The following is a 25,968-nucleotide window of genomic DNA, read 5'->3' on the forward strand; positions in this document are numbered from 1 at the left end:
GTTGCTTGTCCTTTGTTGCCGGCCGGTTTCGCAAACACGGTCGAATGGGGGCGTCGATAGACCCGCGCTTCAGTCAGCGGAAATCTCTGAGAGGGTGGCGCATCGCGACGCTTGGCAACGATTATTGTGCTTGCGACTTCCCTGAATGCCTCCCCGAAGTGGGTGGGTAGTCGAGTGACGGATGCGACCAAGGAGGCACATTCAATAGCGATGCGCTCAGGACCAAAGACCCGCGCTATTGGCATCAAGCGCCGCCATGACTTGCTCTGTATGTTCGCCACGGATCGGTGTCGCCCTCGGGGTCACCACTTGACCATCGAAGCGCGGCGCGGGGTGAGCCTGCAATGTGCCATCGCGCTCGAAATACACGCCTCGCTCGACCATGTGCGGATGCTCGGAAGATTCACGCGGGCTGAGCACCGGAGCGAAACACACGTCAGTACCTTCGAAGACTTCGCACCATTGTTCGCGAGTACGGCTGATAAAGATTTCTTCGAACGCCGCGCGCATTTCGCCCCAGCGACTCTTATCCCTTTGCTTGGCGAAGCGAGGGTCGTCGACGAGGCCCAGCTTTTCCAGCAGCAGCGCATAGAACTGTGGCTCTATCGCCCCCAGGGAAATGTAGCGACCATCAGAGCAGCAATAAGTGGCGTAGAAATGGGAGCCATCATGCATGCTCTTGCCTCGCTGCTCTTGAACTCCCCCGCGGGAAGCTATCGACATCAGCAGCTGCATCATGTGCGCCGATCCGTCGACGATCGCTGCATCGACCACTGTGCCTTTACCCGTAGCGCGCGCATTGAGGATGCCAGCCAGCAGACCGACCGCGAGATAGAGTGCCCCGCCACCAATGTCGCCGATCAACGTGATGGGCGAAGACGGTGCTTCGCCCTCAGTGCCGCAGTAGTACATCGCCCCAGACAGCGAGATGTAGTTGTTGTCGTGGCCTGCCGCGTGTGCCATCGGGCCACTTTGGCCCCAGCCCGTCATACGCCCGTAGACCAGCTTCGGGTTGCGTGCCAGCAGCACCTCTGGCCCTAACCCGAGGCGCTCCATCACCCCTGGGCGCATGCCTTCGATCAACGCGTCCGCGCTGTCGATCAGTTTAAGTACGACCTCGCGGCCCTCAGGCGTTTGCAGATCGGCTATGACGGAGCGTTTGCCACGATTCATCGCGCTTTTCGAGGCTTGCTTCTCGCCTGTAATAGACGTGGGATCACCGCGCTCAACGGCAATGACCTGCGCCCCCAGATCTGCCAAGTGCATGGCGCAAAACGGCCCCGGGCCGAGGCCGCAAATTTCTACAACTTTGATGTCGCCAAGCATGGGCATTCTCTTTTCTCGTCAGATTGCTATGCGAGGCGAGGCCAGAGCACGTCTACGTGCGAAGCCTCGCCCGATTGTTCACCCGCAACTCATTGATCGAAGACGATCACCGACCGCGCCAGTTCGCCACGTCGCATCTCGTCGAAGGCCACATTGATGTCTTCCAGCTTGATGCGCTGCGAAATCATTTCGTCGAGTTTGAGTCGACCCTGCATGTAGAAATCGGTGAGGCTCGGCAGATCGACCGGGAAGCGATTGGAGCCCATCATCGACCCTTGAATGCGGCGCTCTTGCAGAAGCTGGAAAGGGTCGAGCTCAAGCTTCGTTCCCGGCTTCATCATGCCGATGATCGTGGCGCAACCGCCGCGTTTGAGCATGCCGAATGCCTGCTCGGCCGTCTGCTTGAGGCCGATGCACTCGAACGAGTGATCGACACCGCCCCTGGCCAGCTCGATCACCTGTTGTACCGTATCGCCATTACTGGCGTTGATGACATCAGTGGCACCAAACTGCCTGGCCAGCTCCAGCTTCGAGTCGAGCATGTCGATGGCAATGATGCGGCCGGCACCGGCCAGTACCGCGCCATTGATAGCGGCCAGGCCGATGCCGCCGCAGCCCAGAACAGCCACGGTCTCGCCGGGGCGTACTTTGGCGGTATTGAATACCGCACCGGTGCCCGTGGTGACGGCGCAACCGAGCAGCGCGGCGCGGTCTAGTGGCATGTCACGGCGGATGGCAACCAGCGCATGCTCATGAACCAGCATCTGTTCGGCATAGGCAGACAGGTTGGCAAATTGCGGCATGGGCTTTTGTATGTAAGTCAGGCGCGGCTCGTCGCCCTTGCTGCGGCGGGTTTCCGGCGAGACGCACAGCGACAGGTGGCCGGTGACGCAATGGGCGCAGTGGCCGCAATAGACCGACAGGCAAGTGACCACATGATCACCGGGTTTGACGGTACGTACGTCCGAGCCCACCTGCTCGACGATACCGGCAGCCTCGTGACCGAGCACCACAGGCGCGGGATGCGGGTACATCCCGTCGACGATATGCAAGTCCGAATGACAAACACCAACAGCGACAGTGCGCACCAACACTTCGCGCGGGCCCGGCTTGCTGATCCCGACGTCCTCGATGATCAGCGGGGAACCCGGTGTATGGAAAACGGCAGCTTTCATGATTGACCTCGATAAATTTTTTGTTTTATTGGCGTGATCGATCAGGCCGTTCACGTTATGGCTGAACAAGCAAACCGGTTGCAGCCGCGGCCTGGTACGCACCACTTCGGCAGCACCACGTTCATGGACGTGTTCGAAGACAAGGCGCCCACCGGTTCTCACCGGTGAGCGCTACACCTGCACGGCTTAACGCTTGATCATCGCGTCAACCATCTGCCGCACCTGCTCGGTGAAGGGTGGACGGGTGATGTCCGGCCCCTCTGCTGCGCGCAGTACCGGCTTCGGATGGCTGAAGGTGATAAAGCCCTGATGCCCCAGATAACTGCCCATGCCGCTGTTGCCGACCCCGCCGAAGGGCAGGCTGTCCACACTGGAGTGGAGCGCCACATTATTGATCGTCACCCCACCCGAGACGGTGCGCTCGAGGACAAACTGCTCCTCAGCTGCATCGTTGCCGAAGTAGTACAGCCCCAGCGGACGCGGATGAGCGTTGATGTAGGCCACCACCTCGCGCATGTCCTTGTAAGGCTTGATCGGCAACAGCGGGCCGAAGATCTCGTCCTGCATGATCTTCAGCTCGTCCCCCGGATTGCACAGCAAGGTCGGGATCATCTTGTGATGAGGCTGGTCGGAGAAGTCTTCATCCACGGGGTTCACCTCGATCAACTCCACGCCAGCCGCACGGGCCTCGGCAAGGTAGCCTTGCAGGCGGTCGAAGTGGCGGCCATTGATCACCGAGGTGTAATCCGGGTTGTCCTTGAGGCTCGGATAGAGCTTGGCGACCGCCACTCTGGCTTGCGCGATGAAATCCTCCATCGCCTCTTCGGGAACAAACACATGATCCGGCGCCAGGCAGACCTGACCGGCATTTAACAATTTGCCGGCCATGATCTTGCTCGCAGCGGCCTTCAGATCGGCGGAACGCGACACGATGGTTGGCGACTTACCACCCAGCTCCAAGGTAACCGGTACCAGGTTCTCGGCAGCGGCGCGCATCACATGTTTGCCAACGCTGCTGGCACCGGTGAACAACAGATGGTCGAATGGCAGGCTGCAGAACGCCTGGCCGACCTCGGCGTCACCGGTGACGATGGCAATCTCGTCCTCGGCGAAGGTGGCGCTGAACATCCGCTGCATCAGTTCGGCGCACTTGGGGTTCAGCTCGGAAACCTTGACCATCGCCCGGTTGCCGGCCGACAGCGCACTGGCCAGCCCCTGGATAACCATGCCTACCGGGAAGTTCCAGGCGGTGACGATGCCCACCACGCCCAACGGCTGGTACTGGATCCAGGCCTCGCCACGGTCGGCGGCACGCTGTTCGGGTTGCATCCACTCGGCAATTCTGGCCCTGGTTTTCTTCAGCGCCGAGAGTGGGCCCAACAGGTCAACGATGCGCGTCAGGTCGTGGCTGCGATGACCGAAATCGGCCGCCACCGCTTCAACGATTTCCTGTTTGTACTCAACCAGCATGCCGATCAGGCGATCGAACAATTCGCAGCGCTGCTCGGCGCTCCAGATGTCATTCGACAGATAAGCCGTGCGCTGCAGGGCGAGGATCCCACGCATGCGCTCCACTTCGGGAGTTTCGATCGTGCTCATTGGAGGTTGTACCTTCTCATTGTGGGTCTTTGCGACCATTGAGCTCGGCGCGGGCACGGGTCCCGCGCCGACGCTGGTCAATCGACTTTCTTCATTTTGGTGGTATCCAGACGGACCAGGCCGAAGGCCATGCCGTACTGAATGGCACCGGATTCATTGACCTTGATCGCCGAATACATGCCATTGAAGCGCGGGTCGCTGCCGGTATGGATCTTCAACACGGTGTCGCCACTGTCCAGGTCCATGCCGATGTGGTAGCGGTCATTCCAGTCGCGGGTGAAGTAGCCATCAATGATCGCCATCCGGCCGCCACCACTGATCATCGGCACCGACGATATCGACGACACGTCGTTGCGCATCCACAGCTGTTTCCACCCATCGTTCTTCTGGTCCCACTTCAGCATGGAGACACCTTTGGGCCCGGGACGCGTGGCACCGTTGAGCATGCTCACGTAGTAATTGTCACGCGCCAGGTAAGGGGCATCCTTGCTGATGATGTTGTTGACCACAAAGGCATAGTCGCCATAGGTCGACACCGACTGCTCGGACTGCACGGTCTCGACGTCCGCGCCCATGTCCACATGCAGCTGGTCGGCGATACGTGCCGACAGCGTGCCGGGCTTCTGCTTCCAGCCAGCCGGCAGTTGGTCGCGCCAGAAGGCCACCAGACGCATTTTCTGCGCGCCGTCGGTGATCACCACCAGCTTGTCTTCGTCCGGCCCGAAGCCCATCAGGGTCGGTGTCGAGCCCGTACCGTCAGCGACTTTCAAGGCGGAGATGCGTATGCCGCGGTCATAAGCGGCTTTCCAGGCACCGCTGGCCTCGTCGCTGTGGATCTTGCCCTTGGCATCGACCACCAGGCGATACATGTTCTGGTTCGAGGCTACATAGACCGCGCCACCACCCGCCTCATCACCATTGGCAAAACCGTTGAGGAACAATTCGTCCGCGCCATCGACGGCATAGGTGTCGACGATCTCCAGGGTTTTCGGGTCGAGGGTGATCACCTTGCCGCCGACGGTATTGAGCACCATGAAGCCGTTGAAGGTCATCCCCATGCCAAGGTTGAAATCGGCAGGGAAGTCAGTGCCACGCTTGACCTTCTCGTTGTCGTACAGCGCCTCCGGCAGCACACGGACCAACGGCGCACCCATGCCCGAGGCAGGTTTTTTCGGATCGAGTTGATCAACGCGGTAAATCTGCCGGCCACCGGCACCAATGAAGCCATCATCGCGGGTCAACATCGCATAGAGGGCGCCGCCACGAAGCTGATCCGTGATGCTACTAATCATCCGGTTCGGCTGCGTGCGCATGTAGTCGAGCAAGCCCTTTTCATCCTTGTTGTCGAGCAACCGCTGGACCTCTTCGGTCTGCTTCAGACGTTGATCGTCGCTGACCTTTTCAAAGCCCGGCAACTTCAGCGGCATTTCGGTGCGTGCCACTTCGACCAACTTGCCATCGACGCTGTTGTACTTGCGCAGGCCAAGGCCGGACCACCACCACGTCACCATGGTGCCACCGACCTTGTCGACTAAATGCGGCATGCCGACGGAATCGCTTGGCAGGTAAGTCACCGATTCCGGTGTCAGCTCAAAGGAGCCACGGGGCACGGCAATCTCTGTGCTGTCCGTCTGCGCGCTGTTCCAATGGGACTGGTTGCTGAAGGATTGAGCCAGATAAGGGTTCATGGGCGGTGCAGACTGGGCAGCCGCCATGGCGGACAAACCGGCCAATGCCAGGCCCGCCCCCACTCGTGCGAAGCGACATGTTGTGATTGTTATGCGTCTCATTGTGGAACTCCTTGAGGGAATGAACTCGGTGCCCAAGCGCTAACCGCGCTGGAACGACACCAGCAACGCAGAGCCTACGAAGCCCGTCTCACTCACTACCCCCCCCACAATGAGTAGGGCACTGCTGAAAAGCACTCCCCTGCCCGATGGGCAAATTCCTCACCCCCCCACTGCGGGGAGGGATGCTGCGACAGGCACCCCGGCAGCATTCCTCCAGTCCCTCGGACACTTGACTCCCCCCTTGAGTCGCTTGCCGATCCTTTTACAGACACTGGAGTCCGTAATGCACATTCAACGATCCGTCTTCCGCGAAGACCATGAAATGCTCCGCGAAACCGCCCGCCGCTTCTTCGAGCGCGAATGCGTCCCCCGCCAGGCCGAATGGGACGAGGCCGGTAAAGTCGACCGCGCGACCTGGCTGAAAGCCGGTCGCGAAGGTTTGTTGTGCACCATGATTCCTGAGGAATATGGCGGTGGCGGCGGTGACTTCGGCCACGGGACCGTGATTAACGAGGAGATGCACCGCGCGGGTGTCTCCGGCGTCAGCTTCGGCCTGCACTCGGACATCATTGCGCCGTACATCTTGCGTATCGGCACCGAGGAGCAAAAGCATCGCTGGCTGCCGAGCATCTGCAGAGGCGAAACCATCCTGGCCCTCGGCATGACCGAGCCAGGCAGCGGCAGTGACCTGAAGGCTGCGCGCACCACCGCGATCCGCGATGGCGACGAATATGTCATCAACGGCAGCAAGACGTTCATCAGCAATGGCCTGAACTGCGACATGATTCTGCTGGCCTGCCGGACCGATCTGACGGCGGGTTCCAAAGGCATCAGCCTGATCATGGTGGAAGCCACCCGCGAAGGCTTCCGTCGAGGCCGCAAGCTCGACAAGGTCGGCCAGCGTGCCTCGGACACTGCCGAAATGTTCTTCGACGACGTGCGCGTACCCGTCAGCAACCTGCTGGGCGAGGAAGGCAAAGGCTTTGTCTACATGATGCAGGAGCTGCCGCAGGAGCGACTGGGTATCGCCGTCTACGCCGCGATTCGCCTGGAGCGTCTGCTTGAGCAGACCATCGAGTACGTCAAGGATCGCAAGGCCTTCGGCCAGTCGGTGTGGGATTTCCAGAACACCAAATTCAAACTGGCCGATGCCAAGGCCGCCTCGGTCGCGGTACGCACCATGGTCGATTACTACATCAGCGAACACATGCGTCGCAAGCTGACCGTGGAAGAAGCCGCCATCGCCAAATTGTTCGCCACCGAGACCCTGTGGAAGCACCTGGACGACATGGTCCAGTTGCACGGTGGTTACGGCTACATGCTCGAGTACCCGATTGCTCGCGCCTTTGTTGACCTGCGCATATCCCGCGTCTTCGGTGGTACCAACGAAGTCCAGCGCGAATTGATCGCTCGCAAACTGTAATCCCCTCTTCTTCTACCGAGACCCAAGACATGAGCGATAAAGTTATCGTCGCCGGCGTCGGCATGATTCCGTTCAGCAAGCCGGGCGCAAGCCCGAGCTACACCGAGATGGGCGCAGAGGCGCTGCGCCTTGCACTGAAGGATGCCGGCCTTGGCTACGACAAAATCCAGATGGCCTTTACCGGCTACGTGTTCGGCGACTCCACCAGTGGCCAGACCGCCCTTTACGAGGTGGGCCTGACCGGTATTCCGGTGGTCAACGTCAACAACAACTGCTCCACCGGTTCCACCGCCCTGTATCTGGCCCGTGCCGCCGTGGCCAGCGGTCAGGTCGATTGCGCCCTGGCGTTGGGCTTCGAGCAGATGCAAGCCGGTGCGCTGCGATCGCATTGGGATGACCGTCCACGTCCCCGTGCACGCTTCATGCACGTACTCGAGTCGCTCACCGCTGATGCCGCGGACGTACCTCAGGCCCTGCGTGGTTTCGGCGGTGCCGGTCGCGAGCACATGCAACGCTACGGCACCACGATGGAAGCCTTTGCCGCAATCCGCGCCAAGGCCAGCCGCCATGCCGCCAACAACCCGCTGGCGCTGTTCAAGAACGTGGTGAGCACCGAAGAGGTGATGAACGACAAGCTCATCTGGCCCGGCGTCATGACCCGTCTGATGGCGTGCCCGCCGACCTGCGGTGGCGCCGCAGCGATCGTCTGCAGCGAAGCCTTTGCCAAGAAACACGGCCTGCGCAGCGACGTGGCGATCCTGGCCCAGTCGATGACCACGGACGTGGTCGAGTCTTTCGATCCACCCTCGATGATCAGCTTCGCCGGTTTTCACATGGCCCAGGCTGCCGCGAGCCAGGTCTACGAAAAAGCCGGCATCGGCCCTGAGGACATCCGCGTGGTCGAGTTGCATGACTGCTTCGCCCACAACGAACTCCTGACCTATGAAGCCCTGGGGCTATGCCCGATCGGCGGCGCCGAACGTTTCATTCTCGATGGCGACAACACCTACGGCGGCCAGGTCGTGACCAACCCGTCCGGCGGTCTGCTCTCCAAGGGCCACCCGCTGGGCGCGACCGGTCTTGCCCAATGCTATGAGCTGACCCATCAGCTGCGCGGCACCGCCGACAAGCGCCAAGTGGAAGGTGTTCGGATCGCCCTGCAGCACAACCTGGGTCTGGGTGGCGCCTGCGTCGTCACGCTGTTTGGCAAGAACTGATCGCCCCGCTCGCGCGCCTTGTGAAGGCGCTCGTTCTCACACAGGAGCCAAGTGAACATGGCAGACAAAAATCTGATTGGGCACAAAACCGGCGTGTTCAGCGTCGATGTTGAAAAGGGTCGCCTGCGCCTCTTCGCCAAAGCCATCGGCGAAACCGACCCGGTCTATACCGATGAAGCCGCCGCGAAGGCTGCCGGCCACAAATCCTTGCCGGTACCTCCCACCTTCCTCAAGTGCCTGGAAAGCGAAGGCCGGAACACGGTGGAACTGCTCAACCTGGTCGGCTTTGACCTGGGCCGGGTCCTTCACGCCGAGCAGTCCTTCGTTTACCACAAGATGGCCTACGCCGCAGATGTGCTGACGTTCGACGGTTGCATCTGCGACATCTACGAAAAGAAAGGCGGCGCCCTGCAGTTCGTGGTCATGGAGGCCCGGGTAACCAATCAGGATGGCGAGCACATCGCCGATGTCCGCTCCTCCCTTGTGCAGCGCTAAGGAGTCGTCATGAGCGTTCAGTTTTCCGATATCCAGGTCGGTGACGAGATCCCGCTGCTCAAGTTGCAGCCGGTCAACCGCACCACCCTCGCCCTGTATTGCGGCGCCTCAGGTGATCACAACCCGATCCACGTCGACCTCGACTTCGCCCGCAAGTCGCGGATGCCCGATGTGTTCGCCCATGGCATGTTGTCCGCGGCCTACCTCGGTCGCCTACTGACAGGTTGGGTTGCGCAGAGCCAGGTGCGCAGCCTGTCGGTCCGTTTCACAGGAATCACTCAACTCGGCCACATACCAACCTGCACCGGCACGATCATCGAGAAGTTCTTCGAGGCCGGCGAGCAGCGGGTGCGCCTGGCGATTCGCTGTGCCAACCAGCATGGCGAAGAGAAATTGGCCGGCGAAGCCGTCGTCGCCCTCGCTTGATGACTCAACCCACACACTCTCAGGAACAACACAATGAAAAAACTTGAAGGTAAAGTCGCCCTGGTCACCGGTTCCGGTCGTGGTATCGGTCGTAGCGTCGCTCTGCAACTGGCAGCCTATGGTGCCAAGGTCGTGGTCAACGACCTCGATGCGGCCCCGGCCGAAGAAGTCGTCGCCGAGATTCGTGAAGCGGGTGGCGAAGCCGTGGCCTGTGTCGGTAGCGTCACCGCCGTCGACTTCGCCGATCGTTTCGTACAAACCGCAGTACAGAATTACGGTGCCGTCGACATCATCATCAACAACGCCGGTTACACCTGGGACAACGTCATCCAGAAAATGACCGATGAACAGTGGTACGCGATCATCGACTGCCACCTGACCGCACCGTTCCGCATCCTGCGTGCGGCTCAGCCGATCATCAGCGCCCAGGCCAAAAAAGACGCCGCCGAAGGTCGCGAAGTGTTCCGCAAAATCGTCAACATTTCCTCGGTTGCCGCTGGCGGCAACGCCGGTCAATCCAACTACTCCGCAGCCAAGGCCGGCATCGTCGGCATGACCAAAACCCTGGCCAAGGAGTGGGGCCGTTTGAAGGTCAACGTCAACGCCGTGGCCTTCGGCTTCATCGAAACCCGCCTGACCCAGCCGCTGGCCGGAAACGAGAGCAAGACCGTCAACATCGAAGGTCGTGAAATCAAGGTCGGCGTACAACAAGAACGCCTCGATAGCGCCAGCTCTGCCATTCCTCTGGGTCGTCCGGGCACGGCGCAAGAAGCGGCGGGTTCGGTGGTGATGCTTTGCCTGCCGGAAGCCGACTACGTGACCGGTCAGGCCCTGGTCTGTGGCGGTGGCTACGGCAACCTTTAAGCGGTCGTGAAATTCCCCGGGCACTCGTCCCTCCCAAGGTTGGAAGAATGCCCGGTCAATGAGATCACGGCATGCAGACACCTCGCCAATAGACTCTCGACAAAAACAAGATTGGAGGTTTCGATGTACATGACCCAAGGGCTACAGCGCCATCGGCAGCAACGCCCCAATGCCACGGCAATTCGTTATCAGGGCCGTAGTCTGACCTTCGCTCAATTGGGTGATCGCGTTGCCCGGCTGGCTGGCGCGCTCAAACGCCTGGGCGTGGCCAGTGGTGAGCGTGTGGCGATGCTCTCGCTCAACTCGCAACGCTACATCGAGTACTACCAGGTGGTGCCATGGGCCGATGCCGTGCTCAATCCGGTGAATATCCGCTGGAGCGCGGCAGAAATCGTCTATTCACTGGATGACTCGCAAACCTGCGTGTTGATCGTCGATGACGCCTTCCACACATTGGGGGCCCAGGTGGCCGTCGAGGCCAAGAGCATCCGCTGGGTGATCTATGCCGGCGACGGCGAAACGCCCGACGGCATGCTCAACTACGAAACCCTGATCGCCGAGAATGAACCGGTGGAGGACGCACACCGTTGCGGTGACTCCCTGCTGGGAATTTTCTACACCGGCGGCACCACTGGTTTCCCCAAAGGCGTCATGCTCAGCCACAACAACATCGGCATCTCCGCCCTGGCCAACCAGGATCGGGTGGGGTATGGCGCGCATACGCGCTACCTGCATGCCATGCCGATGTTCCACCTGGCTGACCTGGCCGCCATGGTCGTGCTGTTCACCAGTGGTGGTTCGCATATTGTGCTGCCGACCTTCAAGCCGCAGGATGTGCTCGAACAGATTAGCCAGGAGCAGGCCACCGACACCCTGCTGGCGCCGACCATGCTGCAGATGCTGCTCGACTGTCGCCAGACAAATCCGGCCAACACGGCTTTGGACCTGAGCTCGCTTCGGGAAATCACTTACGCCGCCTCGGCTATCACGCCCGCCCTGCTCGACCACGCCCGTCAGACCTTCCCGGCGGCCCAGTTCGCCCAAGGCTATGGCATGACCGAAATGGCGCCCGGGATCACCATGCTTGGCGCCGAATACCACTGCGAGGAGCATCAGCGCAGCGGCAAGATGTATTCGGCCGGGCTGCCAATCAGCTGCGTGGAAATCCGCATCGCCGATGTCGAGGACCGTGAAGTACCGCGCGGCACAGTCGGCGAAATCCTGGTGCGCGGACCGAACGTCATGCTCGGCTACTGGAACAAGCCCGAGGCCACCGCCGAAGCGTTGCGAGGCGGCTGGATGCATACCGGTGACGGCGGCTACATGGACGCCGATGGCTTCATCTATATCTGCGACCGCCTCAAGGATATGGTCGTCAGCGGTGGGGAGAACATCTTCACCGCCGAGGTCGAGAACGCCATTGTCTGCCATCCGGACGTTGCCCAGGCCGCAGTGATTGGCATCCCTAGCGATAAATGGGGGGAAACGGTGCATGCCGTGATCGTACTCAAGCCCGGCACCCGTGTGACCGAAGATGAAGTCGTCGCGCATTGCCGTGAAAAAATTGCCGGCTACAAGGTGCCGCGCAGTATCGAGTTTCGCGCGTCCTTGCCGATGTCCAGCGTCGGCAAGGTACTGAAAAACGAACTGCGCAAACCGTTCTGGGAAAATCGCCTGAGCAATGTCAACTGATGCCCGATGCCAGTGGGATCAATAACTCCCGCTGGCGCATCACAATGGCGTAGGAGCCAGCCTTGCCGGAATGCCGGACCACTGCGATGGCCATAGGTATCTACACAACTCTGGGGCAGCGCGGCTCTTGTAGCCGCTGCCGAGGTACGAGGCTGCGATCGGCGGCGAAGCCGTCGTAAATTCAGGCCCTTCGGTGTGCCTGATGGATTATGGTCTCAGGTTTTACGGCCGCTTCGCTGCCGATCGCAGCCTCGTACCTCGTCAGCGGCTACATTCGTAGCAGTACGCCAAAAGATGTGTAGATACCTATGCTGCGATGGCCGCACCGCGGTTTTCAGGAAGACCGCGGTGCGGCCATCGCAGTGGTCCGGCATTCCGGCAAGGCTGGCTCCTACCCGATATTAAGATCGCGCCATTTGGCAATCGCTTCTACCCTGCCGGCTACGCCGAGCTTGGCGAATAGATTCTTGATATGCCATTTCACCGTTTCCGGCGATACGCCGAGGGTCCGGGCAATCTTCTTGTTGGTCATGGCTTGTGCCATTAACTGCAGAACCTCCGTCTCTCGCTCGCTCAGCGATGCAATCGGCGAAGCCACCTTGCGCTCGGTGTTCTCTGCAGGTTGGGCCGCTGCGATCAACCGCTGCGCATAGAAGGCGAGCACCGGGTCGAGCGCGTTGGCTTGCAGCAAGTCGTCCAGCAGCCGGGGCAGCTGCGGCGCAACATCGAGCAGGCTGCGTACCAGGCCCAGCCGGTGCCCCAGGCGCAGGACCTCCATCAGTTGCTGGTGAGCTTGCTCGTCATGCCCAAGACCTTTTTCGGCGATAGACAGTTGCAGTCGCACAATGGCCGCCAACTGCCAGTGGGTTGCAGTTTCGCACCCGTTAATCAGCGGTGCGATTTGCTGGATGGCCATGCTGAAGTTGCGCTGATACAGACTCATCTCGACAGCGGCCCGCATGGCCACTAGCTGGATGATCATTGGAGTGCCGCGATGAATACCAGCATGCTTGTCGGCAAGCGCCTGGAGCTCTGTCAAAAGGACTTCGGCCTGTGCGGACTGGTATTTTTCCAAGTGCCAACGCATGCGCACGTACAGTGCCCAAGCGAGCAGACGGCCCAGGTCGTAGCGCTGAGCGTATTCTTTCAGGCGGTCCAGATATTCCAGCGCCTGGGTTTGCTCGCCCTTGAGCCAGTAAGCCCGGCTCAGCGCCAGCAGACTGTGAAGAACGATGTTGGGCACGGATATCCGCTCAAAGACGTCGAGGCGAGGCTCCAGCAGGTGGCAGACCTCCGCCAGGTTATTCTGCTCGTACAACAGGCTGGCCAGGTACGCTGCGGCCGTATGTCCGGCGACCGCAGCACTGCTGCCATGCGGCTTTGCCTCTTCCAGGGTGTTGCGAAAAATATTCTCCGCTTCGCTGATACGTCCCTCGTGAACCAGGCTCACGCCATAGATACAACGGCCGATGAAGGTCCGGCGTGGCGATGTATTCGGGCGGTCGCTGTGCTGGATGATCGCGCGCACCCGCTTGTGATCGCCGCTGAACAAAGACAGCCAGGCAAGAATGGAGGCGCGACCCGTCAGTATCAGGTCGTCGGCATCGTCAGGTATTGCTTCCAGCTCCGGAGCAAGGGACCACGCCGCCTCGGTCAAGTCGCGTTGCATGGCCAGGGTACCGCGTGTGACCAGCAGGCCCTGGCGCTGTTGGACGTTGAGCCGGTGCTGTTGCGCCTCCAGTTGGTCGAGTATCTGTTGCCCTTCTGCGAAGTTATGCGCATGGAGCTGCAACTGGGCCATCACCAATTGCAGGCTGTAACGTTCGCGCATCTGTTCCATGGGCAACTTGCGCAGCAGGTTGGGTAGCTGGCTCAGGGAGCCACGCGCCATCAGTTCGTGCGCACAGGCTTCGACAATCTCGGCAGCGATCTGAAAATCGCCAGCCAGTACGGCGTGACGAACGGCCTCGTCGATATGGCCTTGTTCAAAGAGCCAGTCCCGAGCAACCGCATGGAGTTTTTTCTGCTCTTCTTCGGGCTCGCGGCTCAGATGGTCACGCAGTACCTCGCGCAATAGCGGATGGAGGCGGTACCAGGTTTCCCGGTCGTGGCTCTTGATCTGGGTGATGAACAGGTTATCGCTGTCCAGGCGAGTCAACTGGTTCATCATCCCGGCGATGGCATGAGGCTTGCCGACCAGCCTGGCACACAGGGGTGCCGTGAAGCGGTTGCAAATCGAAGAATGGGTCAGCAACTGCCGGTCTGCGATGGGCAGGTGGACCAGCACCTCCTGCTCAAAGTACTGTGCAAAGGCACCGGCACCACGGACCTGCATGCGACTGAAGCCGCTACCGTGCTTGGATTTCAAGTCAATCGCGAACAGTTGCAAGCCAGCCACCCAGCCATCGGTCAAGTCGTGCAAGACCTCGGCATCGTGAGTGCTGATTTCGCCGAACTGGCGCAGGTAGCGCTCTGACTCTTCGACGCTGAAGCGTAAATCCTGCAAGTCATACTCGGTCAGCTGGCCTTGTGTGCGCAGGCGGGCGAGCGGAAGCGTGGCAGGTAAAACGCTGCGCGTGCCAAGCACCAGATGCAGGTTCGGCGGTGCATAGTCGAGCAGCCAGCCCAGAACCTTGAATATGTCGGGGTCGTTAAGGTGATGAACATCGTCGATCATTACCACCAGGTCATTGCCGTGCTGAGCAATAGCCTGGAGCAGGACGATGATCCAGTGTTCGAGCGCCAACTCGCCGCCACCCTCCCCAAGCAGCAGGGCGGCCTCCCGGGCAAGCGCGGCGTCGACCTCGGCAACGCTAGCCAACAAGCAGTTGGCCAGCCGCGCCGGCTCATTGTCCTCGCCGGTCAGCGACAGCCAGGCCACATCGAAGTCGATTGCTACCAGTTCTCGGCGCCAGGCCAGCAGGGTGCTGGTCTTGCCACTCCCGGCAGGCCCCTGGATGGCCACACAGCGCTGCCGGCGCGCCTCCATCAGGCGGCTCATCAGTGCCGCGCGAGGCATCAGCTGGCGAGCGCCGCGAGGAGGAATGACCTTGGTGTCAGGGATGAGCTGAAGCAGCCGGTCGGCTGACAGGTGGAGCTTGGGGCCTGGGGGTGGAATGGGCATCGACCGAATTTCCAGAGGCAATCGCCTTCAAGTGCAGACTGACAGTTTAATGCAGAGGGTACGCCATACTGATTTGCTGCGCTCAGAAGGAACGCGTGCGTCCAAGGGAGCGCACGCGAGCGGCATCAGGCGCGGCCGTACAGCGTGACGACACAGGCGCCACCCAGACCCAAGTTGTGCTGCAAGGCGATCTGCACACCTTCCACTTGGCGCTTGTCGGCGGTGCCGCGCAGCTGATGGGTCAGTTCATAGCACTGGGCCAGCCCCGTGGCGCCCAGTGGATGGCCCTTGGAGAGCAGACCGCCGGACGGGTTGGTCACCACGCGACCGCCGTAGGTATTGTCTCCGTCGAGCACGAACTTCTCGGCGCCACCTACCGGGCACAGGCCCAGGGATTCATAGGTCAGCAGCTCATTCTGGGCAAAGCAGTCATGCATCTCGGCCACCAGAATGTCCTGCGGACCGACGCCGGCCTGCTCGTACACCTCGCTGGCGGCGCGCTGGGTCATGTCGAATCCGACCGCCTGGATCATCGATGCCGGTTCGAAGGAAATCCCGCGATCAGTGGTCATCGATTGCGCCAGGATCACCACATCGGTGCGCAGACCATGCTTTTTGGCGAACGCTTCGCTGCAAATGATCGCGGCAGCAGCACCACAGGTCGGCGGGCAAGCCATCAGGCGCGTCATCACGCCAGGCCAGAGTACCTGATCGTTCATCACGTCTTCAGTGGTGACGATTTTACGGAACAGTGCCAGCGGATTGTTGGCGGCATGCCGGCTGGCCTTGGCGCGGATCGCGGCAAAGGTACTGAGTTCGGTACCGTAGCGTTGCATGTGCTCGCGACCGGCGCCGCCGAACTGGCGCAGGGTCATCGGTACGCCGATCGCACCGGCGTCGGCAGTCAGCTCGTCCGAAACATCCTGGTGCTTGCCCATGCAGGCCGGACGATCGATAAACACCGCCCCCAGGGCACCGGGTTGCATCTGCTCGAAGCCCAGGGCCAGGGCGCATTCGACCGCCCCGCTTTCTACTGCCTGGCGAGCCAGGTACAGGGCAGTGGAACCGGTGGAGCAGTTGTTGTTGACGTTCACCACCGGCACACCGCTCATGCCGACTTCGTAGAGCGCCGATTGACCGCAGGTGGAGTCGCCATAGACGTAACCGACATAAGCCTGCTGAACCAGGTGGTAGTCCAGGCCTGCGTCTTTCAATGCCTGGCGAGTCGCCTCAGCGCCCATCTGGATGTAAGACCCACTGGCACCGGGCTTCAGGAACGGGATCATGCCAACCCCGGCAACATACGGTTTGTGTGTCATTACATTCTCCATAAAAAGTTAAGCCCGCTTCAGCTTCTCGCTTCTGCTGCTCGATAGCCCGAACAATACGAGCTGCCATCGTTGCGAAGCAGCTGCAGGCTGTACCCGCTCCCTGCGGGGGGTATAGGGGGTGCCCCCCCACACTTGTCCCGATCTGCATCTGGCCCCGTCAGTAATTTTGTCATTGCATAAACCTGTAGTAATCAGCCTAAAATCCTGCAAAACATAACAACTCGCAGTGTTGGCGGTAGCGCATTATCGATGACACTACATGCCCAACCCTCACGGGGCATCTCCCCAAGGCCCTTCAAATCCGCTGCAGACTGGATTAGCCATGCCCCCGACTTCCCCGCCGATTACCACCCGTTTCTCGCCGCCACGCATCAGCAGTCACGCGGTGCTGCGGGAAATGCTGCTGGCCCGCCTACAGGCGGCTCGGGACTGCCGCCTGACACTGATCAATGGCAGCGCAGGTTTCGGCAAGACCACGCTAATGGCGCAATGGCGACAAAGCCTGATCAAAGAGGGAAACAGCGTTGTATGGCTGTCCCTTGCGCAGGAGGATGGCGCTCTGGAATCCTTTTGCGCCAACCTCATCTGCACCCTTCAAAACGCCGGCGTCCCCCTTGAGGATGACCTGTTGCTGCTGATCGAACGCGAGTCACTAGACGGCTTGCTCGCCCTGGCTTCGGTGATGATCAACACGTTGGCGCGGGTCAGCAGTGCGCTGTATTTGATGATCGATGACTTCCATTTCGCCACCGATCCACGCATTTCGCGCTTGGTACAAATAGTGGTAGATGGCGCTCCGGCGCAGCTGCACATCGTGCTGGCCTCTCGTGTGAATCCCAATCTGAAACTCGGACGACTGCGGGCGATGGCCGAGCTTTGCGAGATCGGCGCCACCGAGCTTGGCTTCGATTTCAACGAGTCCCTGGCTTTCCTCAAGGCCTACCTGGACGATGGCGTTGATATGGAATTGGCGCACGCCATCCACGACAACACGGACGGCTGGCCCATCGGTCTGCAATTGATGTCCATCTCTCTCAAGGCCAACCCGCGCAAGGAAGCGAAGATCCATCGACTGCTACCGGGCAATAGCGATCTGCGGGACTATCTGGCCGAAGACGTGGTAGACGGACTACCCGCAGAGATTATTGGATTTCTCGAGAAAATCTCGATTCTGCGCCGCTTCAATGCGCAAGTAGCCGGGCATGTCAGCCAGGCACCGCAAGCCGCCGACCTGATTGCCAGCATCGAGGCCCACAACCTGTTCATCCTGCCTGTCGACATGGAGAGCCAGCAGCAGTGGTATCGGTTGCATCCGCTATTCGCCGAATTCCTGCAACAACGCTTGACCACGTCGGACACCGACGTGCCTCGGTTGCACCTGCGTGCCGCGCAGTGGTTCGAACAGGCCGCAATGGTAAGCGAGGCGACCCGTCATGCGGTGCTCAGCGAAAACCTTGAGGAATTGGTGCGCCTGCTGGAGCGCAAACAACCGTCCTATCACGGCTTGAGTCACCTTGGCCAATTCATGCGTTGGCTGGATTGTGTGCCTTTGGAACAGCTGACACAGCACCCCAAGGTGCTTCTGCAAGGCGCCTGGGGTTGCGTGCTGACGATGCTCACCAGCAAGGCTGAAACCTGGATCGACGTGCTCGAAAAAAGCACAGCAGCCAAGGCCACCTGGGGGCCAAGCATTGATCTGGTCAGGGCGGCGATCGCTCTGCAACATGATGATCTGGCACGCTGCAGCCAGCTTGTTCAGGGCTTGCCCGAGCGAGCCTTTACGCATCCGTTCGATGAGCGGATGCGAGTTTGTCTGTACATCAACTGCCTGGTCTACCTCGGGCAGCAGCAACAGGCCTTGCAGTACCTCAATAGCCCCGAATGCGAAACGCTTCGCACCAGTCATGACGAGCTGGCGCTGATGATCGTCGCCACGATTGCCCATGGCATTCTGCAGTGCGGGAATGTCCTCGAGGCTTCACGGCACCTCATCGATGTCCTGCTCCTGGCGGAGAGCAATCACGGTCATCGTTCGGTCAGCGCCTGCACCTGCGCGGTGGGGGTCGCCGAGGTGCACTACGAGATGGATCGCATCGACGACGTGCGCGAAGTCCTGAGCAACCGCCTGGATCTTTTACGCTTCGCCCCGCCGTCGGTGATCATCTCCGCGATGGTCAGCGTCGCCCGCTTGAACTACCTGCAAGGGTCGCCAGCGAATGCGCTGACTTACCTGGCCAAGATGGCGATGGAGTTCCGCGCCAGAGGTTTCGATCGTGCGTTGGCGCACAACCTGACCGAGCAAGTTCGCATTCTGCTTGGCAATGGCGACTGGCGGCAGTGCGAAAGCCAAAGAGCCGGCCTCGACGCGTTGACCCACCGCCACTCGGGCGACACCCCTCTCGCGCATGAAATCAGTGCCCTGGCGGCCCTGTCGCGGGCCCGCATCTGCCTGGTCAGGCAAGAGCCGGATCGCGCGCTCCTGGCCCTGGACATCGTCGAACAGTTCGCCAGCCGCTACAGTCGAGGAAAATGGCGAGTCCAGTCGAGCCTGCTGCGAGCCATTGCGCTGAATGATCTGGGACGCCACACAGAATCCAGCGTGTTACTGCGTGAAGTCGTCGGCGAAAGCTATCGATTGGGCCTGGTGCGCACCCTGCTGGATGAAGGCTCCTCCCTGCTGGCTCTGCTGGCCAATCTGGATTGTCGAGACGACCCGGTGCTGGACAGCTACTGCAGTCGGTTGGCGGCCGTCCCGCTGAACTGCGCCAGCACTGGCCCGGCATCGGCACGTGCGACGAAAGATTCGGCGGCGGGTGAATCCTCGCTGTTTACCAAGCGGGAACTGGAAATCATCAGCCTGCTTGAGCAGTCGATGCCTAACAAGCGTATCGCTCAGACCCTGAACCTCAGCCAGGAAACCATCAAGTGGAACTTCAAGAATATCTACACCAAGCTGGGTGTCTCGTCCCGCTACGAAGCACTCACCGCGCTGAGACAACGGGCCGAGCAATAGGGGGGCTTAAAGCAGCGAGCCCCGCTAAAAGAGCACTTGTAGGAGTCCGCCCGTCGCCCCCGGCGCCGCGCTGTCGCGCATAGAACCCATGTGGGAGCGGTGGTCCGGCACTCCGGTTCATCCGCGAATAGAGACGCCGCGGTTTGTCAGATACACCGCGGTGCTCCTATTCGCGGATGAATCCGCTCCCACATTTAAAATCATGTTCTATGAGAGCGAGGGTTCGTGAGCAAGCTGCATCGCCCCGAACACAGGGCGATGCCTGGCATTGCACGATTAACGAATGCCTGCGTTGCGCAAAGCGGCCGGAGTGAATTCAGCCAGTTTCGGCTTGACGCCGTACTCGATCCCTTGCTTGTACTCGTTACCCAGAGCCATGGCCAGGTAGCGACCGGCAATCAGGTCATACAGCACCTGACCTGCGTAAGTCCCGACGCCTTGTTCGTAGTCATTCATCGCCATACCTTCGCCAACACGCCACAACTGACCACGACCGTCATAATGGTCGACCTCTGCCAATTGCCAGGTATCTTCATCGAAGTACATATGACGCTTGGCGTAGATGTGACGCTGGCCCGGCTTCAGGGTCCCCTCCACTTCCCACACACGGTGCTGCTCGTAGCGAGTCAGGTCCTGATTGATGTGCCCGGCCTTGAGAATGTCGGCGTATTTCAGCGAAGGCGAAGCCAGACGATAGTTGTTGTAAGGAATGTACATCTCCTTCTTGCCGATCAGCTTCCAGTCATAGCGATCCGGGGCACCGTTGAACAAGTCGCCGTTATCGGTAGTCCGCATGCCGTCCGAGGCAGTGCCCGGTCCATCGTAGGCAAGCTGCGGCGCACGCCGTACGCGACGCTGACCGGAATTGTAGACCCAGGCGAGACGGGGCTCCTTGACCTGATCGATGGTCTCGTGGAGCAGCACGACGGTACCGGCCAGACGTGCCGGCGCAGTCACTCGCTGCTTGTAGTAAGCAAAAATGTTGGCAGAGCTATCCTTGTCGTCACCGCTGATGTATTGCGGGAAAGCCATTTCGTCTTCGAACTCGACGATGGTGAACGATCCATCGACCTGTGGCGCGGCCTGGACCATCTGGCGCCTCTGGTTGAGGCCACGATAGCGAGTCAAGTGGTTCCAGAGCACTTCGACGCCGTTCTTCGGGATCGGGAACGCGAAGCTGCGAGAGTCACTGAAATTGCTCAAGCCATTGCCACCATCGATCGGCAGGGTATTCAACGCGCTCTTTTTCGCCGCATCGTAGATTTCCTGCGGGGCGGCGGCTGTACGGTGGGTCTTGTAGACCGGAATCTTGTAAGTGTTGGGGTAGCGCTTGAACATGGCCAACTGACCGGCGCTGAGCTTGTCCTTGTACTGCTCGGCGTTGGCCGGCGTGATGGTAAACACCGGTTTTTCACCGCTGAACGGATCGCCCAGGAACCGATTGGTCACCGGCGCCGCGCCGGGTTTCAAACCACCCGTCCAGGCCGGAATACTGCCATCGGCATTGCCTTCCTTCTGCGCCCCGAGCGGGGTCAGGACAGTACCCAGTTTTGCCGCCTCTTCCTGAGAAACTGCCGCCATCACTTGGCCGGCAAGCAGGGTCAATGCGAGTGCGCCTATATGCATCATTGTCGTTTTCATGCTTGGTTTCTCTCGACTGTCTTCTTTTTAGAAGTTCACACCCATGCTGAACGCGACGAAGTCACGGTCACCGTTGACGTTGAAATCGCCACCGAAGAAATCGGTGTAACTGAGGCTTGCGGTGTAGGTATTTTTGTAATCGGCATCCAGACCGAGGCTGACGGCCTTGAGGCCTTCTTCGAAGTTCGGGCCGTTGCCATTGACGTCATGCGACCACGCCAGGTTCGGCGCCAGGTTGATACCCGCAATCACGTTCGGATAATCCAGACGGGCGCGAGCGCGGTAGCCCCAGGAGTCAGTGGTGTAGAAGCCCTTGTCGTTGCATTCCTGTTGCGGGTTGGTCGTCGTGTTCAGGCAGGCGGTGTTCGATGCCCCTGGCTGAACGCCGACACCGAAAATCCCGCTGCGGCCGAAGCGCAGGTCAGTGCCGTCGGCTTCGCCCAGACCATTGATGCGGTTGTAGCCCACCTCTCCCAACAGGGTCAGGCGACTGGCGCCCATGACCTGCTCGTAAAACCGGGTGGCAGACATCTGCGCTTGCAGCACCGGCATGCGCTTGTAGCCGTTTATTTCGCCGCCCAGGGAAGTGCTGCCAAAGCCGATACGATTCAGTAGCGCTGTCGGGTTACCCGTCGTGGCGCCCGCCAGGTCCGTGTTGTTGAGCTGCAGCGGCATGTTTGGACGGAAACTGATCTCGCCCCCCAGCGAAGTGCCGCCGGCGTTGGTCTGGAAGCTCAGGCCATACAGGCGGATATCTTCGGGGTAATCGACGAAATAGCGCGAAGCGCGAAGCGCGGCGACCGGGTTGGCCGCGTTGAATGGCACTGTCGAACGCAGGGTGCTCAAATACGGGCTGCGGCTGTGATAGTTCATCAGGTAAGCACCGAACTCAGTGTCGTTGAGCTCTGGCACGAACCAGCGCAAGGCCAGACCGTACTGGCCGCTGTCACGAGCGTCGTTGTCCTTCACCCGCGGGGTGTAGGCGTCGTCGGTGTTATTGTTGAAACCGGGCGGATTGGCCGTGTTGTTTGCAAGCCCCGGGGCCAGATCCAGCCCGGCCCCCACCTGACGGTCATTGCAACCTTTGGCCAGGGGATCGGCGCCGAAGAAGGTACCGCAGTTGTCAACGACAGTGCTTTCCCATTGCAGCTGATAGAACGCCTCGGCACTGAGGTTCTCGGTGATGTTCTGCGACAGGTAGAACATATTGACCGGGATCAGACCTTCCTTGACCTCGGCACCCGGGCGGCGCAAGGCAGCCACATCGATCGGGTTGATCGAGTTGATGCTGTTGCCGATAAAGGTGCTCTCGCCCCAGCTCACCACCTGCTTGCCCAGGCGCACGTTGCCCGGCAGTTCACCGATGTTGTAGCTGTGATAGACAAAGGCATCGAGGAATTCGGCGCCGGAAGCCTTGGCCATATCATTGCGGCCGCTGTCGTCGATGTCATAGAACAGCCGGTGCTCGTCCTTCAATTCGAAGTCGTACCAGTATTTGCCACGCACGAAGATACCGCTGTCGCCATACTTCAACTCCAGGTCATGGATGCCCTTGAATATCTTCGAAAACGTTTCGCCCTTCTTGAAGTTCAGGCGGTTGTCGTCAGACAGCCGGGACGAAGAATTGCCGCGTACACCCTGCGAGTTGAAATTGGAAATAAAGTCAGGATCGCCGCCGCGCAGCGCCCAACTGGAGCCGATGGAAAGTGAAGTATCGAACTGTCCCTTGATTTCCCCGATTTCGAAATTCACGGCGTAAGCCTGGGTGCCCAAACCCATGGCAACAGCTGCCGCCAGCAGTTGGAGGCGAAAGCCACCCTGCATTATTGTTTTTGTCATGCGGCACTCCAATTGTGCGAAAAAGTACGACGCGAGTGGGCTTGCGCTGCAAACCGCGACGGCTGCGCAAGCGGGTTGAAGGTCGCTCTGCTGGCGATATCCACGTGTAAGTCTTCCTCAGTGTTTTCTTGTAATTCTTGAGTAGAGCGATTCGATCCTAAGAGCCGGACCGAGCATCTCGCCCACCCGCGGGAGGGGGAATACGGGGGGGTTGGATAAATAAGCGATGAGGACATGCAGGCCTGATAAAAAAGGGCCCGAAGGCCCCAGATGGCCACACCGCGGTCTTTCAGGCGCACCGCGTAGCCTTCATCGCAGTGGTATCTACACAACTCTGGGGCAGCGCGGCTCTTGTAGCCGCTGCCGAGGTACGAGGCTGCGATCGGCGGCGAAGCCGTCGTAAATTCAGGCCCTTCGGTGTGCCTGATGGATTATGGTCTCAGGTTTTACGGCCGCTTCGCTGCCGATCGCAGCCTCGTACCTCGTCAGCGGCTACATTCGTAGCAGTACGCCAAAAGATGTGTAGATACCGATGCTGCGATGGCCACACCGCGGTCTATCAGACAGACCGCGTGGCCTTCATCGCAGTGGTCCGGCACTCCGGCAAGCCTGGCTCCTACCCCGAAGCCCCGGTTGTCAGTGGACCTGCATCAGTCGGCTGTAGGTCTTGAGATGATGGTCATCGTTACCGAACTGATGACTGAGCATCAGCAAGTGCTTGGCGTGGTGCGACAGCACGTATTCCCAGGTCAAGCCAATGCCACCGTGCAATTGAATACCCTGGTCGGCGACGAATCGGGCGGCGCGTACGATCAACACCTTGGCAGCGGCCAGGGTGCGGCTACGCTCGTCGCTGTCCGGTGCATCGGCCGCACATGCGGCGAGGATGGCCATGGAGGTGGCCTGGTCCAGTTCGATGCGCATGTCCACCATGCGGTGTTGAAGGGCCTGGAACTTGCCGATCGCCTGGCCGAATTGCTTGCGGGTCTTGAGGTAATCGAGGGTCAGGCCGCACACCGCTTCCATGCTGCCGACCGCTTCGGCACACTGCGCAGCCAGCGCGCGGCCTTGTTGATAGCGCAACGCGTCAAGGGCCTGACCGGGTTCGCCGAGCACACTGGCGGCACTGACGAAAACGTCGTCCAGGTGCAGCTCGCAGGCCTTGCGGCCGTCCATCGTCGGGTAGACACGACGGCTCATGCCGGCTGCTTGCGGATCGACCAAAAACAAACTGATACCGCTTTCATCCCGATCACTGCCAGCAGTACGCGCAGACACGAGAATCAACCCGGCACTGTGCCCCGCGACCACCACCGATTTACGCCCGTTGAGCCTCCAGCCCCCGTCCACGGCCTCGGCACGGGTGCGCACGTCGTGCAACTGGTAATGGCTGGTCGGTTCGTCGACGGCCACCGTCATTTGCAATTGCCCACTGGCAACGGGCGGCAGCCATTCGCTACGTTGCGCTTCACTGCCCAATTGGGTCAGCAAGCCACCGGCGAAGATCACAGAATGCAGGTAGGGTTCCAGACACAGACCACGGCCCAGCTCAGTCATGATCAGCAGGGTTTCCACGCCGCTGCCACCAAAGCCACCGAACTCCTCGGCGAATGGCACGGCGGTCAGGCCCAGATCTCCCAGCTGCCGCCAAAAGGCAAGGCTATAGCCCGGCTCGCTCTTGGCGAACTGCTCGCGCGCTTCGAACGCATAATTGTCACGTACCAGGCGCGCGGCGGTGTCCTGCAGCATTTGCTGCTCTTCGGAAAGTTTGAAGTCCATTATCGATACACCCCTTACAGCTCTAGAATCATCTTGGCGATGATGTTTTTCTGGATTTCATTGGAGCCGCCATAGACCGAAGTCTTGCGCATATCGAGGTACTGGCTGGCCGGTGTGGTGCTGTAGTCGCGGTACAGATCCGCTTGCTTGGCATAGCCCAGTTCTTCTTCGACGAAGGGCATGGCATACGGGCCCAGGACCTTGCTCATCAGGTACGTGATGGCCTGGCGGATTTCACTGCCCTTGATCTTCAGGAACGAGCTTTCAGTGCCTGGCACCCCGCCGTCGCGGGCGGCGGCCACAATGCGCAGGTTGCTCATTTCGATCGCCATCAGCTGGATTTCCAGCTCGACTATTTGCATGCGCAACTGAATGTCATCGATCAATGGCAGGCCGTCTCGCTCCTCTTGGCTTGCGATGTGCTTGAGCCGGCCCAGCATCTGCTTGGCCTGGCCGATGCCTGCAATGCTCGTGCGCTCGTGGGTGAGCAGGTACTTGGCGCACGTCCAGCCTTGGTTCTCCTCGCCGACCAGGTTTTCGACCGGCACGCGGACGTTGTCGAAGAACACTTCGTTGACTTCATGTTCACCATCGAGGGTGATGATCGGGCGCACGGTGATGCCCGGGGTTTTCATGTCGATCAACAGGAAGCTGATGCCGCGCTGCTGCTGCGCTTCGGGGTCGGTACGCACCAGGCAGAAAATCCAGTCGGCGTAGTGCGCCAGGGTGGTCCAGGTTTTCTGGCCGTTGACCAGGTAGTGGTCGCCATCGCGTACAGCGCGTGTCTTTACCGCGGCCAGATCGGAACCGGCGCCCGGTTCGGAATAACCCTGGCACCACCAATCTTCACTGCTGAGGATACGGGGCAAGAAGCGCGCCTGTTGTTCAGGCGTACCGAACTTGATGATCACCGGAGCGACCATGTTGACCCCGAACGGCACGACCCACGGGGCTCCGAAAGCGGCACACTCCTCCTCGAAAATGTGTTTCTCCACCGTGCCCCAGCCGGTGCCGCCGAACGCCACCGGCCAACTGGCCGCCAACCATCCCTGCTCACTGAGCAGGCGCATCCAGATGACTTGATCTTCTTTGTTGAAACGCTTGCCATGCCGACCGCGCGCCGCGATTTCGGCCGGGAGCTTGTTACGCAAAAAACCACGGACTTCCTCTCGGAAGGCCAATTCGGCAGGGGTGAATTGGATGTCCACTGATGTACTCCTCACATTATCAATCG

17 protein-coding genes are annotated in these 25,968 nt (G+C 60.2%); 7 read left to right on the plus strand and 10 right to left on the minus strand.

From position 1 onward, the window contains the following. Positions 1-216 precede the first annotated feature (216 nt). The 4 genes from AC3IX4_RS18115 to AC3IX4_RS18130 all read right to left on the minus strand — a co-directional run bounded on the left by AC3IX4_RS18115 (position 217) and on the right by AC3IX4_RS18130 (position 5,890). Positions 217-1,326 carry a CaiB/BaiF CoA transferase family protein gene (locus AC3IX4_RS18115; RefSeq protein ID WP_489256782.1) on the minus strand — a complete coding sequence of 370 codons (1,110 nt, stop codon included), beginning with the start codon at positions 1,324-1,326 and terminating at the stop codon, positions 217-219. A gap of 89 nt (positions 1,327-1,415) precedes the next feature. After that, on the minus strand, positions 1,416-2,501 hold the full coding sequence (locus AC3IX4_RS18120; protein WP_489256783.1) for a Zn-dependent alcohol dehydrogenase: 1,086 nt from the start codon (positions 2,499-2,501) through the stop codon (positions 1,416-1,418). Positions 2,502-2,687: 186 nt separating this feature from the next. Beyond that, entirely contained in the window at positions 2,688-4,100 is a 1,413-nt protein-coding gene (locus tag AC3IX4_RS18125; protein WP_489256784.1) for a coniferyl aldehyde dehydrogenase, read from the minus strand. A gap of 77 nt (positions 4,101-4,177) precedes the next feature. Next, complete coding sequence (locus AC3IX4_RS18130; protein WP_489256785.1) at positions 4,178-5,890, minus strand: hypothetical protein; 1,713 nt, start codon at positions 5,888-5,890, stop codon at positions 4,178-4,180. Positions 5,891-6,173: 283 nt separating this feature from the next. Here AC3IX4_RS18130 and AC3IX4_RS18135 point away from each other — a divergent pair, with 283 nt between their 5' ends. The 6 genes from AC3IX4_RS18135 (at position 6,174) to AC3IX4_RS18160 (ending at position 12,007) form a co-directional block, all read left to right on the plus strand. Further along, on the plus strand, positions 6,174-7,313 hold the full coding sequence (locus AC3IX4_RS18135; RefSeq protein ID WP_489256786.1) for an acyl-CoA dehydrogenase family protein: 1,140 nt from the start codon (positions 6,174-6,176) through the stop codon (positions 7,311-7,313). Positions 7,314-7,342: 29 nt separating this feature from the next. Then, positions 7,343-8,530 carry a lipid-transfer protein gene (locus tag AC3IX4_RS18140; protein WP_489256787.1) on the plus strand — a complete coding sequence of 396 codons (1,188 nt, stop codon included), beginning with the start codon at positions 7,343-7,345 and terminating at the stop codon, positions 8,528-8,530. A gap of 57 nt (positions 8,531-8,587) precedes the next feature. Beyond that, complete coding sequence (locus tag AC3IX4_RS18145; protein ID WP_489256788.1) at positions 8,588-9,025, plus strand: MaoC family dehydratase N-terminal domain-containing protein; 438 nt, start codon at positions 8,588-8,590, stop codon at positions 9,023-9,025. Between the two features lie 9 nt (positions 9,026-9,034). Further along, positions 9,035-9,451 (plus strand): MaoC family dehydratase, encoded by a 417-nt coding sequence (locus AC3IX4_RS18150; protein ID WP_489256789.1) that lies wholly within the window; start codon positions 9,035-9,037, stop codon positions 9,449-9,451. Positions 9,452-9,484: 33 nt separating this feature from the next. After that, on the plus strand, positions 9,485-10,315 hold the full coding sequence (locus AC3IX4_RS18155) for an SDR family NAD(P)-dependent oxidoreductase (protein ID WP_489256790.1): 831 nt from the start codon (positions 9,485-9,487) through the stop codon (positions 10,313-10,315). Between the two features lie 123 nt (positions 10,316-10,438). Then, complete coding sequence (locus AC3IX4_RS18160; protein WP_489256791.1) at positions 10,439-12,007, plus strand: long-chain-fatty-acid--CoA ligase; 1,569 nt, start codon at positions 10,439-10,441, stop codon at positions 12,005-12,007. Positions 12,008-12,398: 391 nt separating this feature from the next. Here AC3IX4_RS18160 and AC3IX4_RS18165 read toward each other — a convergent pair whose 3' ends face one another. Continuing rightward, the gene (locus AC3IX4_RS18165; protein ID WP_489256792.1) at positions 12,399-15,131 is read right to left on the minus strand and encodes a winged helix-turn-helix domain-containing protein; all 2,733 of its coding nucleotides are present in this window, start codon (positions 15,129-15,131) and stop codon (positions 12,399-12,401) included. 125 nt (positions 15,132-15,256) lie between these two features. Continuing rightward, positions 15,257-16,450, minus strand: a complete 1,194-nt coding sequence (locus AC3IX4_RS18170; RefSeq protein ID WP_489256793.1) for a lipid-transfer protein — start codon at positions 16,448-16,450, stop codon at positions 15,257-15,259. A gap of 334 nt (positions 16,451-16,784) precedes the next feature. Between AC3IX4_RS18170 and AC3IX4_RS18175 the strand changes: the two genes are divergently transcribed. After that, positions 16,785-19,475 (plus strand): winged helix-turn-helix domain-containing protein, encoded by a 2,691-nt coding sequence (locus AC3IX4_RS18175; protein ID WP_489256794.1) that lies wholly within the window; start codon positions 16,785-16,787, stop codon positions 19,473-19,475. Between the two features lie 276 nt (positions 19,476-19,751). Here AC3IX4_RS18175 and AC3IX4_RS18180 read toward each other — a convergent pair whose 3' ends face one another. The 4 genes from AC3IX4_RS18180 to AC3IX4_RS18195 all read right to left on the minus strand — a co-directional run bounded on the left by AC3IX4_RS18180 (position 19,752) and on the right by AC3IX4_RS18195 (position 25,942). After that, positions 19,752-21,116 (minus strand): DUF1329 domain-containing protein, encoded by a 1,365-nt coding sequence (locus tag AC3IX4_RS18180; protein ID WP_489256795.1) that lies wholly within the window; start codon positions 21,114-21,116, stop codon positions 19,752-19,754. 27 nt (positions 21,117-21,143) lie between these two features. Then, complete coding sequence (locus AC3IX4_RS18185; RefSeq protein WP_489256796.1) at positions 21,144-22,955, minus strand: DUF1302 domain-containing protein; 1,812 nt, start codon at positions 22,953-22,955, stop codon at positions 21,144-21,146. A 636-nt stretch (positions 22,956-23,591) separates the two neighbouring features. Next, positions 23,592-24,734: an acyl-CoA dehydrogenase family protein gene (locus AC3IX4_RS18190; protein WP_489256797.1), complete on the minus strand. Its 1,143-nt coding sequence runs from the start codon at positions 24,732-24,734 to the stop codon at positions 23,592-23,594. A gap of 14 nt (positions 24,735-24,748) precedes the next feature. Next, positions 24,749-25,942 carry an acyl-CoA dehydrogenase family protein gene (locus AC3IX4_RS18195; RefSeq protein WP_489256798.1) on the minus strand — a complete coding sequence of 398 codons (1,194 nt, stop codon included), beginning with the start codon at positions 25,940-25,942 and terminating at the stop codon, positions 24,749-24,751. Positions 25,943-25,968: the final 26 nt, after the last annotated feature.

It is taken from the genome of Pseudomonas sp. KH_021, from assembly GCF_057838865.1.

Excerpts from the sequence above, each read along its gene's own strand:
- AC3IX4_RS18165 (WP_489256792.1), bottom strand. The coding sequence starts at position 15,131 with ATGCCCATTCCACCCCCAGGCCCCAAGCTCCACCTGTCAGCCGACCGG.
- AC3IX4_RS18175 (WP_489256794.1), top strand. The coding sequence starts at position 16,785 with ATGCCCCCGACTTCCCCGCCGATTACCACCCGTTTCTCGCCGCCACGC.
- AC3IX4_RS18155 (WP_489256790.1), top strand. The coding sequence starts at position 9,485 with ATGAAAAAACTTGAAGGTAAAGTCGCCCTGGTCACCGGTTCCGGTCGT.
- AC3IX4_RS18140 (WP_489256787.1), top strand. The coding sequence starts at position 7,343 with ATGAGCGATAAAGTTATCGTCGCCGGCGTCGGCATGATTCCGTTCAGC.
- AC3IX4_RS18185 (WP_489256796.1), bottom strand. The coding sequence starts at position 22,955 with ATGACAAAAACAATAATGCAGGGTGGCTTTCGCCTCCAACTGCTGGCG.
- AC3IX4_RS18115 (WP_489256782.1), bottom strand. The coding sequence starts at position 1,326 with ATGCTTGGCGACATCAAAGTTGTAGAAATTTGCGGCCTCGGCCCGGGG.
- AC3IX4_RS18180 (WP_489256795.1), bottom strand. The coding sequence starts at position 21,116 with ATGAAAACGACAATGATGCATATAGGCGCACTCGCATTGACCCTGCTT.
- AC3IX4_RS18130 (WP_489256785.1), bottom strand. The coding sequence starts at position 5,890 with ATGAGACGCATAACAATCACAACATGTCGCTTCGCACGAGTGGGGGCG.
- AC3IX4_RS18135 (WP_489256786.1), top strand. The coding sequence starts at position 6,174 with ATGCACATTCAACGATCCGTCTTCCGCGAAGACCATGAAATGCTCCGC.
- AC3IX4_RS18125 (WP_489256784.1), bottom strand. The coding sequence starts at position 4,100 with ATGAGCACGATCGAAACTCCCGAAGTGGAGCGCATGCGTGGGATCCTC.
- AC3IX4_RS18120 (WP_489256783.1), bottom strand. The coding sequence starts at position 2,501 with ATGAAAGCTGCCGTTTTCCATACACCGGGTTCCCCGCTGATCATCGAG.
- AC3IX4_RS18145 (WP_489256788.1), top strand. The coding sequence starts at position 8,588 with ATGGCAGACAAAAATCTGATTGGGCACAAAACCGGCGTGTTCAGCGTC.
- AC3IX4_RS18160 (WP_489256791.1), top strand. The coding sequence starts at position 10,439 with ATGTACATGACCCAAGGGCTACAGCGCCATCGGCAGCAACGCCCCAAT.
- AC3IX4_RS18190 (WP_489256797.1), bottom strand. The coding sequence starts at position 24,734 with ATGGACTTCAAACTTTCCGAAGAGCAGCAAATGCTGCAGGACACCGCC.
- AC3IX4_RS18150 (WP_489256789.1), top strand. The coding sequence starts at position 9,035 with ATGAGCGTTCAGTTTTCCGATATCCAGGTCGGTGACGAGATCCCGCTG.
- AC3IX4_RS18170 (WP_489256793.1), bottom strand. The coding sequence starts at position 16,450 with ATGACACACAAACCGTATGTTGCCGGGGTTGGCATGATCCCGTTCCTG.